We start from the raw sequence: 14,524 nt of genomic DNA on the forward strand, positions 1-14,524 counted from the left end.
CTAAAGTTTAGTGTATTTCTAATAGATGTTTTCCATAACCACTTTTCAATAATGGTTGTGCCAATTCATCTAATTGTTTTTTGGTAATGAATCCCATTCGATATGCAGCTTCTTCAATAGCGCCAATTTTGAGTCCTTGACGTTCTTCAATGACTTGTACAAATTGTGAAGCTTGCATTAATGAATTAAATGTTCCTGTGTCTAACCAAGCCGTTCCTCTGTCAAGAATGCTAACACTTAGTTTTCCTTTTTCAAGATATACGCGGTTTACGTCTGTAATTTCGAGTTCGCCACGTTTGCTAGGTTTGATATTTTTGGCAATTTCTACCACTTCATTGTCATAGAAATAGATTCCTGGAACCGCATAGTTCGATTTTGGTGTTGCAGGTTTTTCTTCAATAGATATTGCATTTCCGTCTGCATCAAATTCCACAACTCCATAGCGTTCCGGATCGTGTACGTGATACGCGTAAATGATTCCACCTTGAGGATCATTGTTTGCTTGCAGTAATGTCGCCAAGCCAGATCCATAAAATATATTATCTCCTAAAATCAACGCAACTTTGTCATCGCCAATAAATGGTGCGCCAATTATAAAAGCTTCTGCCAATCCGTTTGGATTTTCTTGTACTTCATAGTGAAATTCGCACCCAAGTTTTTTTCCGTCGCCCAATAGTTTTTGGAATAATGGTAAATCTTGTGGCGTAGATATGATGAGTATTTCACGAATTCCAGCACTGATAAGTGTAGAAACTGGATAGTAAATCATCGGTTTGTCATATACAGGCATCAATTGCTTACTTACGGCTAACGTAAGTGGATGCAATCTTGTTCCTGAACCGCCTGCTAATACTATTCCTTTCATCTGTTGATTTCTATTTTATTAATTAGGTCAAATGGAATTCGCAAATAAACAATCCGTTATTGTAACAACTCAGGGTTTATGCTCATTTCATTTGTTTATTTTTATTTGAACTATTGTGTGTATTTGTGTAAATACCATTCAATTGTTTTCAAAATGCCCGATTCGAAGTTTTCTTCGGCTTTCCAACCCAATTCTTCTTCTATTTTGCTTGCATCAATTGCATACCGAAAATCATGTCCTGGTCTGTCAGATACAAACGTAATTTGTTCTTTGTAGGATGCTTCTTTTGGATGAATTTTGTCTAATAACTCACATATTGTTGAAGCAATGTATACGTTGTTACGCTCATTACGTCCGCCAATGTTATAGGTTTCGCCTGTTTTTCCAGTTTGGTATACTAAGTGAATTCCTTTGCAATGATCTAATACGTATAACCAATCGCGAATATTGGTTCCATCTCCATATATTGGAATGTTTTCGCCTGAAATTGCTTTGCGAATTATGGTAGGAATCAACTTTTCGTCATGTTGTTTTGGTCCGTAATTGTTGGAACAGTTTGTCGTCACAACATTCATTCCGTACGTATGAAAGTAACTGCGCACAATAAAGTCTGACGAAGCTTTGGAAGCACTGTACGGACTGTTTGGCGCGTATGATGTTTCTTCTGTAAACAAACCTGTTTCGCCTAAGGTTCCGTAAACCTCGTCGGTTGATATGTGATGAAATCTACAGTTTTCGAATCCTTTTTTGATTTGATTTGGTCCATCCATCCAAAACTTTTTTGCAACATCTAATACATTAAAAGTTCCAAAGATATTTGTTTGAATGAATGCATCCGGATTTTTGATAGAGTTGTCTACATGCGATTCCGCAGCAAAGTGAATCACCGCTTTAAAATCGTGCTTCGTAAATAATTCTTCAATAAACGCTCTATTACAGATATCGCCTTCCACAAACGTGTAATTTTCATGATTCGCAATTTCTGCCAGATTTTTTAAATCTCCAGCATACGTTAGTTTATCAATATTTACAACTGTGGTGTCTTGGTGTTGTTCCAAGAAATACGGAATATAGTTTGCTCCTATAAATCCTGCTCCTCCAGTAATAAGTACAGCGTTTTTAGGCATTCGATCTTCTATTTTCTGCGTAAGTATTTAAGTATTTGTTTAATTCTCTTAATAAGATAAATACAAATAATAACAGTAATGTAACGATTGGAATTCTAAATAAGTAACTCTCGTAGAAGTTTCTTATTTGTGCACCATCTGAAAAATTACTCAATACATTTATTGTTTGCCCCTTAAACTCCCTATCTTCTGCAATTTGACGTAAACGTGCTGATATATTTTCGTCTAAAGAGAAAAGTTCTATTTCGTTTGTTTTTATCGAACTTGAAGACATCTGAATTTGCGTTTGTGCTAGACTCGTTTTTCCTGCTTCACTTTGTATTGCTTTGTTGTATACCGCACGTAATGTATCAATTTTATCCAAACGCTTCTTTAAGGCTTCTTCAGTAGCATCTAAGTTTCGAATCATAATCTCCTTTTGCTTCTTGATATATTCATTCTCAACATTTTCAGTAATCAGCCTTGCTTGCAATAAACCAAAAACGTTTTGTTCTCCAGAAACAATGCCTAATTCATGTCTAGTAAAGTCTAAAGGATCAATACTTTTCTTAAAAAGATCATAGTCAATTTGATCAGCAACATTGCTACTGTCCGTTTCTTTTCTGAATTCATCATATCTTTTTAACATTTCTATTTCAGAGATGTTTGGCTTTATGAATACACCTTTCAATTGGCTTGCTTGAGGAACTGTAATAGCAAATACCTTTGCTAATGCAATACTATCACCTTGCAGTACCAATCCATTATAATATCTAATGTTTGAGTATAGTTGACGCTCACTTCCAAAGTTGGTTTGTACAGTCATATTTGATCCATATACAATAGGTTGTCTTGAATCAATAAACCATCCAATAGCAACACTTAGTATTCCTACAATGATAAATTTTACAATGTGAACTCTAACTATAATTAAAGCTCTGATAATTAAGTCAAGAACAAATAGAAATGCACTTCTTAAAAAGGCAAAAAATCGGCTCATTGCTCTACCTATCATTCTAAATAATTCTCCTAAGTCTACTTCCGTAGATTTTTGAGGTGTAGGTGTATTCTGAATATTTTCACTCATATTCTTTAGTTGTTAAATAGTTGTTCTAAAATTTTTCGTGTTATTAAATAAGTCGGTTTTACACCTGTTGTTCCCAATCCGCCAGAAGCTAATGTGCTTCCAGTTTCTAATGGATTATCAGAAGCGTAATATGCATACCGCACTTTTACATCTTCTGAAATACTTCTTCTTATTTTTGAAGCAGATTGAATTGCTTTTTGATAATGTGCGCCTTCCATTTCTAAACCAATGACATTCCAAGTAGAATCATGAAAGAATTTTAAGATGTCTTTGTTTTGCAATGACGTTCCTAAAACGGTAATCATGGAACCTTCAAAAACCTTTAATCCATGACCTTCTAAATCTTCTTTTTTCAATTCATTTTCAAAAGGATAATTATCGGCTGTTCCTTCAAATATGTGTGCTGACGGAATCATGATATCGCCTTTTCCTCCTTCTAAAATACCTGCTTTTCCCATAATGGAAATGGAAGCCATATTTAGGTATTCTTTCTGAGTTTCATCGTCACTAGTATAAGGTTTTAAAAACTCATCAATAGTTTCATATGCTTGTTCTCCAAAAGCATAATCCATGACAAATAAAACAGGTTTTTCATCATCATTTTTCGCAGTACATGTGTACGATGTTTTGCTAAAATCTATTTTAGAAGTATCAAATATTTGCACATTGATATTGGTTCCTGATTCATCTTTAATGTAAATCATTCCTCTTTTTAACGCTTCTTTTTCTACTTTAGCACGAAGTGTATTGTTTCCTGATGCACTTAATTCTTCAAAGATATCAAACTCGTCCGTTGTATTGAGTTGTTTGCGTAATAGTTTTGGCGCAAATATAGAATTCATCACACTGTGCATATTGGCACTAATAATATGAATTGGTCTGTGTAATAGATTATTTTCTTTTAATACTTTTTTAATATTGTTTGCCCAAACTTCTCCATGAATATGGTGTCCTAAGCGTTCTCGCAACACAGGACTAAACGTAATGGTTCTTTTTTCGCTTTTGGCAACTTCTTTAATGGCAAGTTTCCCTAACCAGTAAATAATGTTTAAAAAGCGCTCTGGATGTTCTTTAGTAGAAAACGTTTTATGTGCATCTAAGATTTCCTCAAATGTTCTTCCTAATATATTCGCTGTATGCGTAATGGCAACTTCTCGCTCGGCAAGTGTTAATTTTTTCTTTTTAGTAACTGCGGCTTCTAATTTTTCCCAATCGCGCGTTGTTTCACCTTCTTCTCCAAACAATACACGATTGCAAATTTTATGCGATTCTATAAATAAAAACGTCAAATGCGTTAAAATATCATAGATTTCCGAACGTCCACGCGTAATTTCAATGTTCATCTGTTCCTCATCAATTCGGTAACAGTTTCTTCTTCTTTTAGGTGGAATAATGGCTTTAAAGTGTGAATTTTTATAGCCTTCATCAGATGTTAAATTGATAAAACGACATTCTTCAATCCCAATTGGCAAACGATCAATTACATAAAGTAATCCGTTAATTTCTGCCTTTTCATCAGCGATAGAGCCATATATTTCGGGACGTAACACCAATAACGATTGTCGCAATGTTTCTCCAGAAACGCCCATCGGTTTATAAAATCCACGATTAAATAAATGCCTCATGGTAATGTACAAACGTTCAATAGCTCCTGATGATTCTTGCGCTCTAGTTCTTTCGTGTCTTTTAATGTTACTCATAAATGGTTTTTCCGCACAAAAATACAAGTTAATTTGAGATTTCTATGCTTTTTTGTAATTCGTTAGCGTTTCCGCGATTTTTCTATCGTTTGATAATCTCGGAATTTTGTTTTGTCCGCCCAATTTCCCAATCGATTTCATATAGTTTTGAAATCCATCTTTTTGAATTTTGGTAACTTGTAATGGCTTTAATACTTTCCCTTTTATCAAGTCAAAATAATAACTATTTTGCGTTTGTAAAGAAGCGTCTATTATTTTTTCAAAAGCATCCATATTTTCAGGTTCTTTTTCAAATTCTATAAACCATTCGTGATATGGCAAACCGATTTCAGGATCTATTTTTGGCGCAACGGTAAATTCATTAATGCTTGCGCCAGATTGTTGCAGTGCTTCGTTTAATGCATGTTCTACTTCCTTACCAATCACGTGTTCGCCAAATGCCGAAATAAAATGTTTGATGCGTCCCGAAACAATTACTTTATACGGTTTTAAAGAAGTAAACTCAACAGTATCGCCAATATTATACGCCCAAAGTCCTGCGTTTGAAGAAATTATTAGTACGTAATTAACGCCAAGTTTTACATCTTTTAGTGTAATTCGTGTTGGAGTTGAATCAAAAAACGTGTCTGCTTTGATGAATTCATAGAAAATTCCCGAATCCAATTGCAATAACATTCCTTTATCTTCTTGTTCATCTTGAAACGCAAAAAATCCTTCACTTGCTGGATACAATTCAATGCTGTCTACTTTTCTTCCAATAAGGTTTTCAAACTTATTTCGATACGGTTCGTAATTCACGCCACCAAAAATGAACAATTTAAAATCTGGAAAAACATCGCCTATTTTTTTGCCTGTTCGTTCTTGAATACGTTCAAAATACATTTGAACCCACGAAGGAATTCCGCTAATAATCGCCATTTTTTCAGGCAACGTTTCATCAACAATTGCTTCTACTTTGGTTTCCCAATCGTCAATGCAATTGGTTTCCCAACTTGGCATTCTATTTTTTTGCAAATAACCAGGTACATAATGCGCTACAATTCCTGAAAGTCGTCCGAGTTTTACGCCATTTTCTTCTTTTAAGACTGGACTTCCTTGCAAAAAGATCATTTTTCCGTCTACAAAATCTGTATTTCCAGTTTCGGCAACGTACAATAAAATTGCGTTTCGAGCTGCTTCAACATGAGTTGGCATTGATTCTTTTGTAATTGGAATATATTTTGAGCCAGAAGTCGTTCCAGAAGTTTTAGCAAAGTAGAGCGGTTTTCCTTTCCAGAGAATATCTGATTCGCCCGCAACTACTTTTTCAACATATGATTTTAATGCTTCGTAATCACGAATTGGAACACGTTTTATAAAATCAGCATGCGATTGAATGTTTTCAAAATCGTGATCTTTTCCAAATTCCGTATGCTTTGCACTTTCAATGAGTTTTTGAAATACTTTTTCTTGTGTGACAATCGGATTGCTTGCCCATTTGTACACTTTTTTTCGAATGTAATGCGCAAATGGTTTAGCTAGAAGTGCTTTTAGAGATTTCATATTATAGTTTAAAATCAATAAATGTTGCCGGATTTACAGGATAACCTTCGCTCCAAAGTTCAAAGTGTAAATGTGGACCAGTTGTTAACTCGCCTGTATTTCCAACCGTAGCAATAACTTCGCCTGCGGTGACCAAATCACTTTGTTGTTTGGTGAGAGATGCATTGTGTTTGTATACCGAAATCATATTGTTTGCATGTTCAATAATGATAACATATCCTGTAGCTGCTGTCCATTCGGAAAAAATAACGGTTCCGTCAGCAGTTGCTTTTACGGGCGTGCCTTTTGGAACTACAACATCAATGGCAAAGTGTTTTTCTTTCGGATTAAATTCTTGTGTAATTTGTCCTTTTACAGGCGGAAATAGCACAAAGTTGACTTTGGACGTTGCAGTTTCAAACAGATTGTATTTGTCTTCTTGCGCAACTTCTTCTCGTAGTAATGAATCTTGTTTACTTGGCGTTAAATCAACTTCGTCAGGATCAACCTCAACCGATCGGTATAAGGAATCTTTATTGATGCTTGCGCTTTTTATTTCTCCCGTAAGGACATTACGAATAGACGCCAAATACATAGAATCTCTTACGGTGACTTGTTGTAACGAATCTATTTTTTCATTAAGATCAATCGCTTTTTGCTTCAAAGCCGTTGATGAATAGCCTGGAATATATTCTCGCAATGAGGTAAAGGCAATTAAAAACGTTGTTAATACAATGAGTAGAATTGCGGAAAACGTGACCAACACGAAAACATTTAAACGTGTCAGTTTAAAGGAAATACGCTCTTCAAAAGTATCTTCATTGAGAATTACCAACCGATACTTGTGCAAAAGTCTCTTTTTTAATCGTTGTTTTTTCTGTTTATCTTTTGCCATAAGTCTATTGTACACTACAAACTTAAAAGAAAAATGTTAGTAATAAATTGTAGAAAGTGTTTTTTTTATGCTTCTTTACACTTAGGTGTGTATTTATTTTTACCTTTGTAACTTAAATTTAATCATTATGATGACTTTAAATATGTTTTTAGCAATTCCTGGCGGATATTCAATTATCCTGATCGTTGTTGTAGTATTACTTTTATTTGGAGGAAGAAAGATTCCTGAATTAATGCGTGGCTTAGGTAGCGGAATTAAAGAATTTAAGGATGCCACAAAAGAAGACGAAACACCAAAGAAAGTAGATAAAGAGTAATTTCTATTTTTATATAAAAGTATAAATCCACGCTGTTATAGTGTGGATTTTTTTGTTTTAGAAACTATCTTTAACTACTAAAAAATCTTATTCTCAAGTAACGGAATGTGAAAATAATGTACATATCTTACAATGAACGTGAGTTCGACATAAGTTTACTCAAATAAAATTTTGAACACATTTTCGCAATAAGTAATAAGTATCTCATTTTCATATCATTATTTTCGTTTTCTTTGCTCGCACAAAGAAAAGAAACAAAAGAAAGTGCGCTTTTCCAGAGGTATTTTTAGTTTTTCTTTTAGGGAAAAACTAAAACCGCATGAATTTTTCTAAATTTTCTCCAAGGATTCGAAAATTCTTAACGAAAAATCCATGCTATACTGCGGAAAAGACAAAAAAACACTCTGAAATTTTAGATCGAACTCAGGTAAGGAATAAAAATTTAACACCATTGGAAATCATTAAAAAAGAAGTCAAGCAACTTATACAAACTGAACAGAAAGATACATTTCTGAATCACATGTTGGGAATGTTTAAACGTGATTTCAATGTGATTGGCGAATGTTCTTCAGAGGAAATAAAACTTTGGCAACGTAATAGTTGGACCGTAAGTTTGTACGCCATTTTTATATTCAAATTTAATGCGCAACAACATTTAATTGATATTAAAGCTGAACTCAATTTTTTTGGAAAAGTGCTCTCTTACGGGATCTTTTTTTTACTTCTATTTATTTTTATTCCTAAAGATGTAGCTTCTTATCAGCATGATAATTTTTGGCTTTTCAGCATGATAAAAATCATCTCTCTCATCATATATGTTTTGTTTTGTACGGTTATTTACGAAAGTGAAAAAAGAATTCAGCGACAAGCTATTTATGAATTATTAGATATTGAAATAAACGAAGAAAACACACTCAAGGAACGATCATTATTCAGTATTTTTATTCGAATATTTACATATCCTTTAGGTTTAGCAACACTTTATGGTAGTGTATTTCACTTTTTTCCAGAAGGACAATATAAACTTGCAATCGTAGGAATGGTGATTGTTTCTGCGTATTTTATAACTGACATAATCCTTCTTTTTAGAAAGAAAAAATGATGAAACATTTATAATGGAAACCACCGAAAACATATTTGAACATTTTGAGCAGTTTATCAAACTTTCTGATACATTGAAAGCGGAATTGCAAGATCGGTTACAGCTCGTTACGTTTAAAAAAGGCGAACTTATTTTAGATGCGAATCAAATTTCTACCAAAAGTTACTTTATTCGAAAAGGAATGCTCCGCACGTATTTTTTAAAAGACGGAAAAGAAATTAGCGAATATTTTTCTAGTAAAAATGAATGGATAAACTCGCCAAAAAGCTTCATGCAACGCAAAACAGATATCTATTATATTGACGCGATTGAAACTACAGAAGTTTTTTCGTTACATGTAAATGATTTGGGTTATTTGTTTGATAATTTTCCAGAAATGGAACGCTATGCACGACTTTCTATGGGAACTGTTTTTGGACATTTTATGGAACGAATTACATCGATGCGTTTTGCTTCTGCGAAAGAAAAATATGCACACTTTCGTAAAACATATCATGATATTTACCATCGAATTCCATTAGGAATGATTGCTTCTTATATTGGAATTACGCAAGAAACATTAAGCAGAATTCGTGCAGAAAAATGATTATTTGATATAAGTCAAAAGTTTTGAAATTGTAATGAAGTTACTTTGTATAAAAGTAAACAACTATGATTTCATCAAAAAATATACAACGCGTATTTCTACTAATATTCTTAATTTCTACAACAGCATTTCATGCGCAAGTAACGCTTCAAACAAAAAATACAGAAGCCGTTTTATATCTTGGAAAAAGCGAAAAACAACCTTTGATTGTCGGACTTGGCGGTTCGGAAGGTGGAAATGCTTGGACTAGTGATTATTGGAAAAAAACCAGGGATCAATTTCTTGAAAAAGGCTATTCTTTTTTAGCAATTGGCTATTTTAACGCAACAGAAACTCCTAAACTTTTAGAAAAAATTGCGCTTGAAGATGTGCATAATGCAATTCTAAAAGCAACACAACATAAAAATGTAGATTCTGAGCGAATTGCCATTGTTGGCGGTTCTCGTGGCGGAGATTTAGCGTTGCTACTAGCGAGTTATTATGACGACATTGATTGCGTGGTGAGTTTAGTGCCAAGTCATGCGGTTTTTCCTGGAAACACCAATCATTTTACAACTTCATCTTGGACGTACAACAACGCTGAATTGCCTTTTATTCCTGTAAATGAAGCTTCCGTACCGTTTTTGATGAAACGTGATTTACGCGGAACTTTCACAGCAATGTTACAAGATACAGTTGCAGAACAAAAAGCGTTGATTAAGGTTGAAAACATAAAAGCGCCTATTTTATTAATTTCAGCAACCGAAGACGAAATTGCGCCAACTACGCCAATGTGTAACAAAATTATCAACAGATTGAAACAGCACGACTTTCCATATTACACGGAACATATTGCTATTGTTGGTTCGCATGCAAAACCTTTACAGCATTTTGAATTGGTATTTAATTTTTTAAAACATAAATTTCCTGTGAATAAGTAAGCTTTTTTTGGTGTTATTTCTTAAATTGACAAGATGAAAACGTTCACTACTTTCTTTCTAATTACAATCGTATTTACTTTTGTTTCTTGTAATCAGAATACAAAAACTGTTCCTGAGAAGCTTCCTAAAAAAGAAAATGTAACAGATACAATTGTTCCTAAAAAAGTAGTTTCTCACGAAAGTGAAACTATAAAAAATATAAATCTTACTTCAAAATTAGCAGAAAAAGTAAACCGATTAGCTCAGCTAGAACATAACTATCTACTGAAAAGTTTAGAAATTGTACAATCTGAAGAAACGCTTCTTTTAGGTCGTTTACAACGTATTTTAAAACATAAAGACAGTTTGTCTAGAGAAATCGATCTTGCTTCTATAAGAAGTGAAATTCATAATATTCGGAAGTCGTTTTTAAAAGGCACAAAATCGATGCAACCTAACGGAAATATCTTTCCAAGAGTTACGATTGAAGAATATATTTTTAAAAGTCAACAAAGTGCAAAAAAAGCTTTTGAAACATTTATAAAAGCTAAAAAAAGCGGAAGTTTATGGACATATGTTTCTAAAGAACCAAGTGTGTTCTTTTTGGAAAAAAATAAAATCTATTTTGTGTGTTCTGGCGGATATTATATGATGAATATGTATGAAGAAATTGTTGAAAAGATAAAAGGTTGATAAATTCGCAGAAATGCTAACATCGGTTCTTTATAAAAACAACAAATTTTCTTATGAAACTCGTTCTTTTTCCACAGTATAGTAGCTATTTTTTTGTTTAAAATTTTCAAGTTATATAGAATACTGAATGATCTCACTTGCACAAAACAGAGCTTGGGGAAACAAAATTCAGAAAAATAACTGCGGTTTTAGTTTTCGATAGAAAAACTAAAAATACCTCTGGAAAAAGTGCACTTTCTTTTGTTTCTGTTTTCTTTGTGCGAGCAAAGAAAATGAAAATTAGAAGCAAAAAAGGAGGTTTTTGATCAATTATTTACTTCATAAATCAGTATAATTTTTCAACCTTAAACATAGAACATTAACCCTTGAATTTTCACTCAATCATCGACAATTGAATTCGTTTGCGAGCTTCGTCAACCTCAACAACGGTAACTGTTACGTGTTGGTGTAGTTTTACAACAGAATTTACATCGCTGATAAATTCACTGGCAAGTTTTGAAATGTGAACCAAGCCGCTTTCCTTTATTCCGATATCCACAAAACAGCCAAAATTGGTAATATTATTTACAATTCCTGGCAATGACATGCCAACTTTTACGTCAGACATCTTTTTTACATTTTTGTCAAATTCAAAGAGTTTTGCCGCTTTCCGCGGATCAACGCCAGGTTTTTCCAATTCCTTTATAATATCATTTAGCGTTGGCAATCCGATGGTTTCTGTGCAATAAGTATCAAGTTTTATCTTGCTTAAAACTTCTTTATTTCCAATCAATTCATTGACAGAAATCTTCGCATCTTTCGCCATTTTTTCTACAATATGATAACTTTCAGGATGCACCGTAGAATTGTCTAACGGATGTTTTGCATCTCTAATTCGTAAAAAAGCGGCGGCTTGTTCAAACGCTTTTGGACCTAATCGTGGTATTTTTTTTAAGCTTGAACGCGAATCAATCTTTCCGTTTTCAGTTCTGAATTGTACGACATTTTCTGCCAAAGTTGATCCAATACCAGAAACATAACTCAGCAATGCGCTACTTGCTGTATTTACGTTAACGCCAACGGCATTTACGCAACTCATGACAACTGTGTCGAGTTCTTCTTTGAGTTTTGTTTGATCTACATCGTGTTGATATTGTCCAACGCCAATTGCTTTTGGATCAATTTTTACGAGTTCCGCTAACGGATCTTTTAAACGTCTTCCAATAGAAACTGCACCACGAACGGTAACGTCATAATTTGGAAACTCAGCACGCGCAATTTTTGACGCAGAATATATTGATGCGCCAGCTTCATTGACGATGAAAACTTGCAAATCGCGATCAAATGGAATCTTTTTAATGAAGAATTCGGTTTCGCGCGAAGCTGTTCCGTTTCCAATGGCAATTGCTTCAATTTTGTATGCGTTTACCAACGATTTTATTTTTTTGGAAGCTTGTGTAATTTCTCGCTGTGGAGGATGCGGATATATATTTTCGTTATGAAGTAAATCGCCTTTTTCATCCAAGCAAACCACTTTACAACCCGATTTAAAACCTGGATCAAGTGCCAATACACGTTTTTGTCCTAAAGGCGCACCGAGTAATAATTGCTTTAAATTTTCTGCAAAGACTGAAATTGCGATTTCGTCTGCTTTTGATTTTGCGTCGTTCATAACTTCGTTAACAATTGCTGGTGCTAATAAACGTTTGTACGCATCTTCAATTGCCATAGAAACTTGATCTGTGCTTGATTTTACGTGCGTTTTAATCACCAATCCGTTAATAGTGTGTAATGCTTCTTCTTTGTCAACTTCAACTTTAAGTTTTATGAAACCTTCATTTTCTGCACGTAGCATTGCTAATAATCTGTGTGAAGGTGTTCTTTGAAGCGATTCGCTCCAATCAAAATATTGTTTGTATTTCTGTGCTGTTTCATCGTCTTTTTTGACTTTGACAACTTTGGTTGTAATCGTTGCTTTTCGTTGGTAAAGACGTCGTATTCTATTTCTGACGTATTCGTTTTCGTTAATCCATTCTGCAATGATATGTCGTGCGCCTTCCAATGCTTTTTCAACGGAAGTGACTTCGCCTTTTACAAAACGTTGCGCGGCGTAATCCACATCTTCATGTTGTTGTTTCATGATGATTTTCGCCAATGATTCCAATCCGTTTTCTTTGGCAATTGACGCTTTTGTCTTCCGCTTTTTCTTGTATGGTAAGTATAAATCTTCTAAAATGGTTAGTGTTTTCGCTTGCGCGATTTTTTCCTGCAATTGTGGCGTTAGTGCATCTTGTTCCGTAATGGATTTTAAGATGGCTTCTCGCCTTTTTTCCAATTCTGAATAAGCATTTTTTAGTTTTACAATGTCACCAATTTGAACTTCATCCAAGTTTCCTGTCATTTCTTTTCGATAGCGCGAAATAAAAGGAATTGTACAATCTTCATTCAACAATTGAATCGTTTTAAGAATGCTTTTTTCAGGGATTGAAAGTTGTGATTGAATGTATTGAAGTTCGGTCATGAAGGTGTTTTTTGCATTAAAAAATTGAAAAATTCAATGATTGAAATATTGAAAGATTCAACAATTAAAAAGATGCTAATTTTTAGTGTTGCAATTTAGTCTTTTTTCCATTGAAGGATTAAAAGATTCAATACTTAAAGAATTGCTGTTCGAGAATAGTTTTTTAAATCATTTGATATTTCCAAGTTCATTCCAGCGAAAGCGAAAAAAAAGACATAAAAAAAGCACCTAAGTTTCTACTCAAGTGCTTTGGTGTTTTTATAATAATCGTTTTATTCTTTAATGTCCAACGTTTTTAAAATCGCTTCAATTTCAAACATAAAATCTCGTTTGTCTTCCGATGGCGCAAAAGTGAAACCTTCTATAACCACTAAACGATTGTGTTGCTTGTCTTCTACAATGTAGTTGATAAATGGACCTGCCATATGAAAGCCTTTCATTTCCCACATTCCTTTGGTTTCAAGCGCAGGTTTGTTGTCAATAATTGCATCGTATAAATACGGCGCATATGCTTTTTCTGTAATCATATGCATGGTTCTTGGATCTCTTCCTGGTACGTATAATTTACCAATAGAATCACGCATTTTGATAATGGCGTCAATGGTTGAATCGTTTTTCGGAATGCTTCCAAACGGCAATGTATATGCAATGATATTCATGGTTCCGTTAGAAACTTCTCGCTCGTACCAAACGAAATTATCTTCCACTTTTACCGTTTTATATATAGACGGAATGTTTAGCGTAATTCCCAAGGTTTCTTCCAATTCTTTATCGTTATTTAACGATTCACTAATGAAATTTTGCTTGGTGCGTAATTCATTCAGTTTCAACGTTAAAATAGATTCTCGTGCATTTTCTGTTAGTTGTGAAATAATTTCATCTTCATTTCCACCAATAAATACTATTTTTTGCGGCTTTGCGTATAGATTCTCGCGAATTTTAAATTGTTTTTTGTCTGATGATTTTACAATTAAAATACTTCTACATTTCAACAATAATCCGTCGAATACATCAGGGTTTATTTGTTTTAGCGAGAATAATGGTTCTTCCATTGGCAAACCATCTGTTGGCGCGCCGTAGATACTTCGAATGCTGTCACCAACTTTTCCTTTCCATTGTTCCAAATCAATGACAACGGTTAGTAAATTTACTTTTCCGAAAGATTCTGGTAGATATTGATCAGCATTTTCTCCGTTTTCACAAGAAGAAAGTACTACTAAAGCCAATAAAAGTATGTATAATTTTTTCACGAAG

General features: G+C 33.9%; 13 protein-coding genes. 5 read left to right on the forward strand and 8 right to left on the reverse strand.

Annotated elements, in window-relative coordinates:
• Window positions 1-7: 7 nt before the first annotated feature.
• From rfbA to IMCC3317_RS13935, 6 genes are all read right to left on the reverse strand, one after another.
• A complete protein-coding gene (gene rfbA, locus IMCC3317_RS13910; RefSeq protein WP_160130102.1) occupies window positions 8-865 on the reverse strand; it encodes a glucose-1-phosphate thymidylyltransferase RfbA in 858 nt (285 codons plus the stop codon).
• Window positions 866-975: 110 nt separating this feature from the next.
• Complete coding sequence (gene rfbB / locus IMCC3317_RS13915) at window positions 976-1,992, reverse strand: dTDP-glucose 4,6-dehydratase (protein WP_160130103.1); 1,017 nt, start codon at window positions 1,990-1,992, stop codon at window positions 976-978.
• Window positions 1,985-3,058, reverse strand: a complete 1,074-nt coding sequence (locus IMCC3317_RS13920) for a hypothetical protein (RefSeq protein ID WP_160130104.1) — start codon at window positions 3,056-3,058, stop codon at window positions 1,985-1,987. Before IMCC3317_RS13920 ends, rfbB begins: the two co-directional genes overlap by 8 nt.
• A 5-nt stretch (window positions 3,059-3,063) precedes the next feature.
• Window positions 3,064-4,758 (reverse strand): DUF6909 family protein, encoded by a 1,695-nt coding sequence (locus tag IMCC3317_RS13925; protein ID WP_160130105.1) that lies wholly within the window; start codon window positions 4,756-4,758, stop codon window positions 3,064-3,066.
• A 42-nt stretch (window positions 4,759-4,800) separates the two neighbouring features.
• Window positions 4,801-6,300: a GH3 auxin-responsive promoter family protein gene (locus IMCC3317_RS13930; protein ID WP_160130106.1), complete on the reverse strand. Its 1,500-nt coding sequence runs from the start codon at window positions 6,298-6,300 to the stop codon at window positions 4,801-4,803.
• Window position 6,301: 1 nt separating this feature from the next.
• Entirely contained in the window at window positions 6,302-7,174 is an 873-nt protein-coding gene (locus IMCC3317_RS13935) for a M23 family metallopeptidase (protein WP_160130107.1), read from the reverse strand.
• 127 nt (window positions 7,175-7,301) lie between these two features.
• On the opposite strand from IMCC3317_RS13935, the gene tatA reads away from it, so the two are divergent.
• From tatA to IMCC3317_RS13960, 5 genes are all read left to right on the forward strand, one after another.
• Window positions 7,302-7,490 carry a twin-arginine translocase TatA/TatE family subunit gene (gene tatA / locus IMCC3317_RS13940; RefSeq protein ID WP_160130108.1) on the forward strand — a complete coding sequence of 63 codons (189 nt, stop codon included), beginning with the start codon at window positions 7,302-7,304 and terminating at the stop codon, window positions 7,488-7,490.
• Between the two features lie 319 nt (window positions 7,491-7,809).
• Window positions 7,810-8,592 (forward strand): hypothetical protein, encoded by a 783-nt coding sequence (locus IMCC3317_RS13945; protein WP_160130109.1) that lies wholly within the window; start codon window positions 7,810-7,812, stop codon window positions 8,590-8,592.
• Window positions 8,593-8,605: 13 nt separating this feature from the next.
• Window positions 8,606-9,178 (forward strand): Crp/Fnr family transcriptional regulator, encoded by a 573-nt coding sequence (locus IMCC3317_RS13950; RefSeq protein ID WP_160130110.1) that lies wholly within the window; start codon window positions 8,606-8,608, stop codon window positions 9,176-9,178.
• Window positions 9,179-9,243: 65 nt separating this feature from the next.
• The gene (locus tag IMCC3317_RS13955; RefSeq protein ID WP_160130111.1) at window positions 9,244-10,098 is read left to right on the forward strand and encodes an alpha/beta fold hydrolase; all 855 of its coding nucleotides are present in this window, start codon (window positions 9,244-9,246) and stop codon (window positions 10,096-10,098) included.
• A gap of 33 nt (window positions 10,099-10,131) precedes the next feature.
• Window positions 10,132-10,770, forward strand: a complete 639-nt coding sequence (locus IMCC3317_RS13960) for a hypothetical protein (RefSeq protein ID WP_160130112.1) — start codon at window positions 10,132-10,134, stop codon at window positions 10,768-10,770.
• Between the two features lie 373 nt (window positions 10,771-11,143).
• On the opposite strand, the gene IMCC3317_RS13965 is transcribed toward IMCC3317_RS13960, so the two are convergent.
• A complete protein-coding gene (locus IMCC3317_RS13965; protein ID WP_160130113.1) occupies window positions 11,144-13,270 on the reverse strand; it encodes a Tex family protein in 2,127 nt (708 codons plus the stop codon).
• Window positions 13,271-13,542: 272 nt separating this feature from the next.
• The gene (locus IMCC3317_RS13970; RefSeq protein WP_160130114.1) at window positions 13,543-14,520 is read right to left on the reverse strand and encodes a DUF4837 family protein; all 978 of its coding nucleotides are present in this window, start codon (window positions 14,518-14,520) and stop codon (window positions 13,543-13,545) included.
• Between the last annotated feature and the right edge of the window lie 4 nt (window positions 14,521-14,524).

Origin of the sequence: Kordia antarctica, assembly GCF_009901525.1 — a bacterium.
GTDB lineage: Bacteria > Bacteroidota > Bacteroidia > Flavobacteriales > Flavobacteriaceae > Kordia > Kordia antarctica.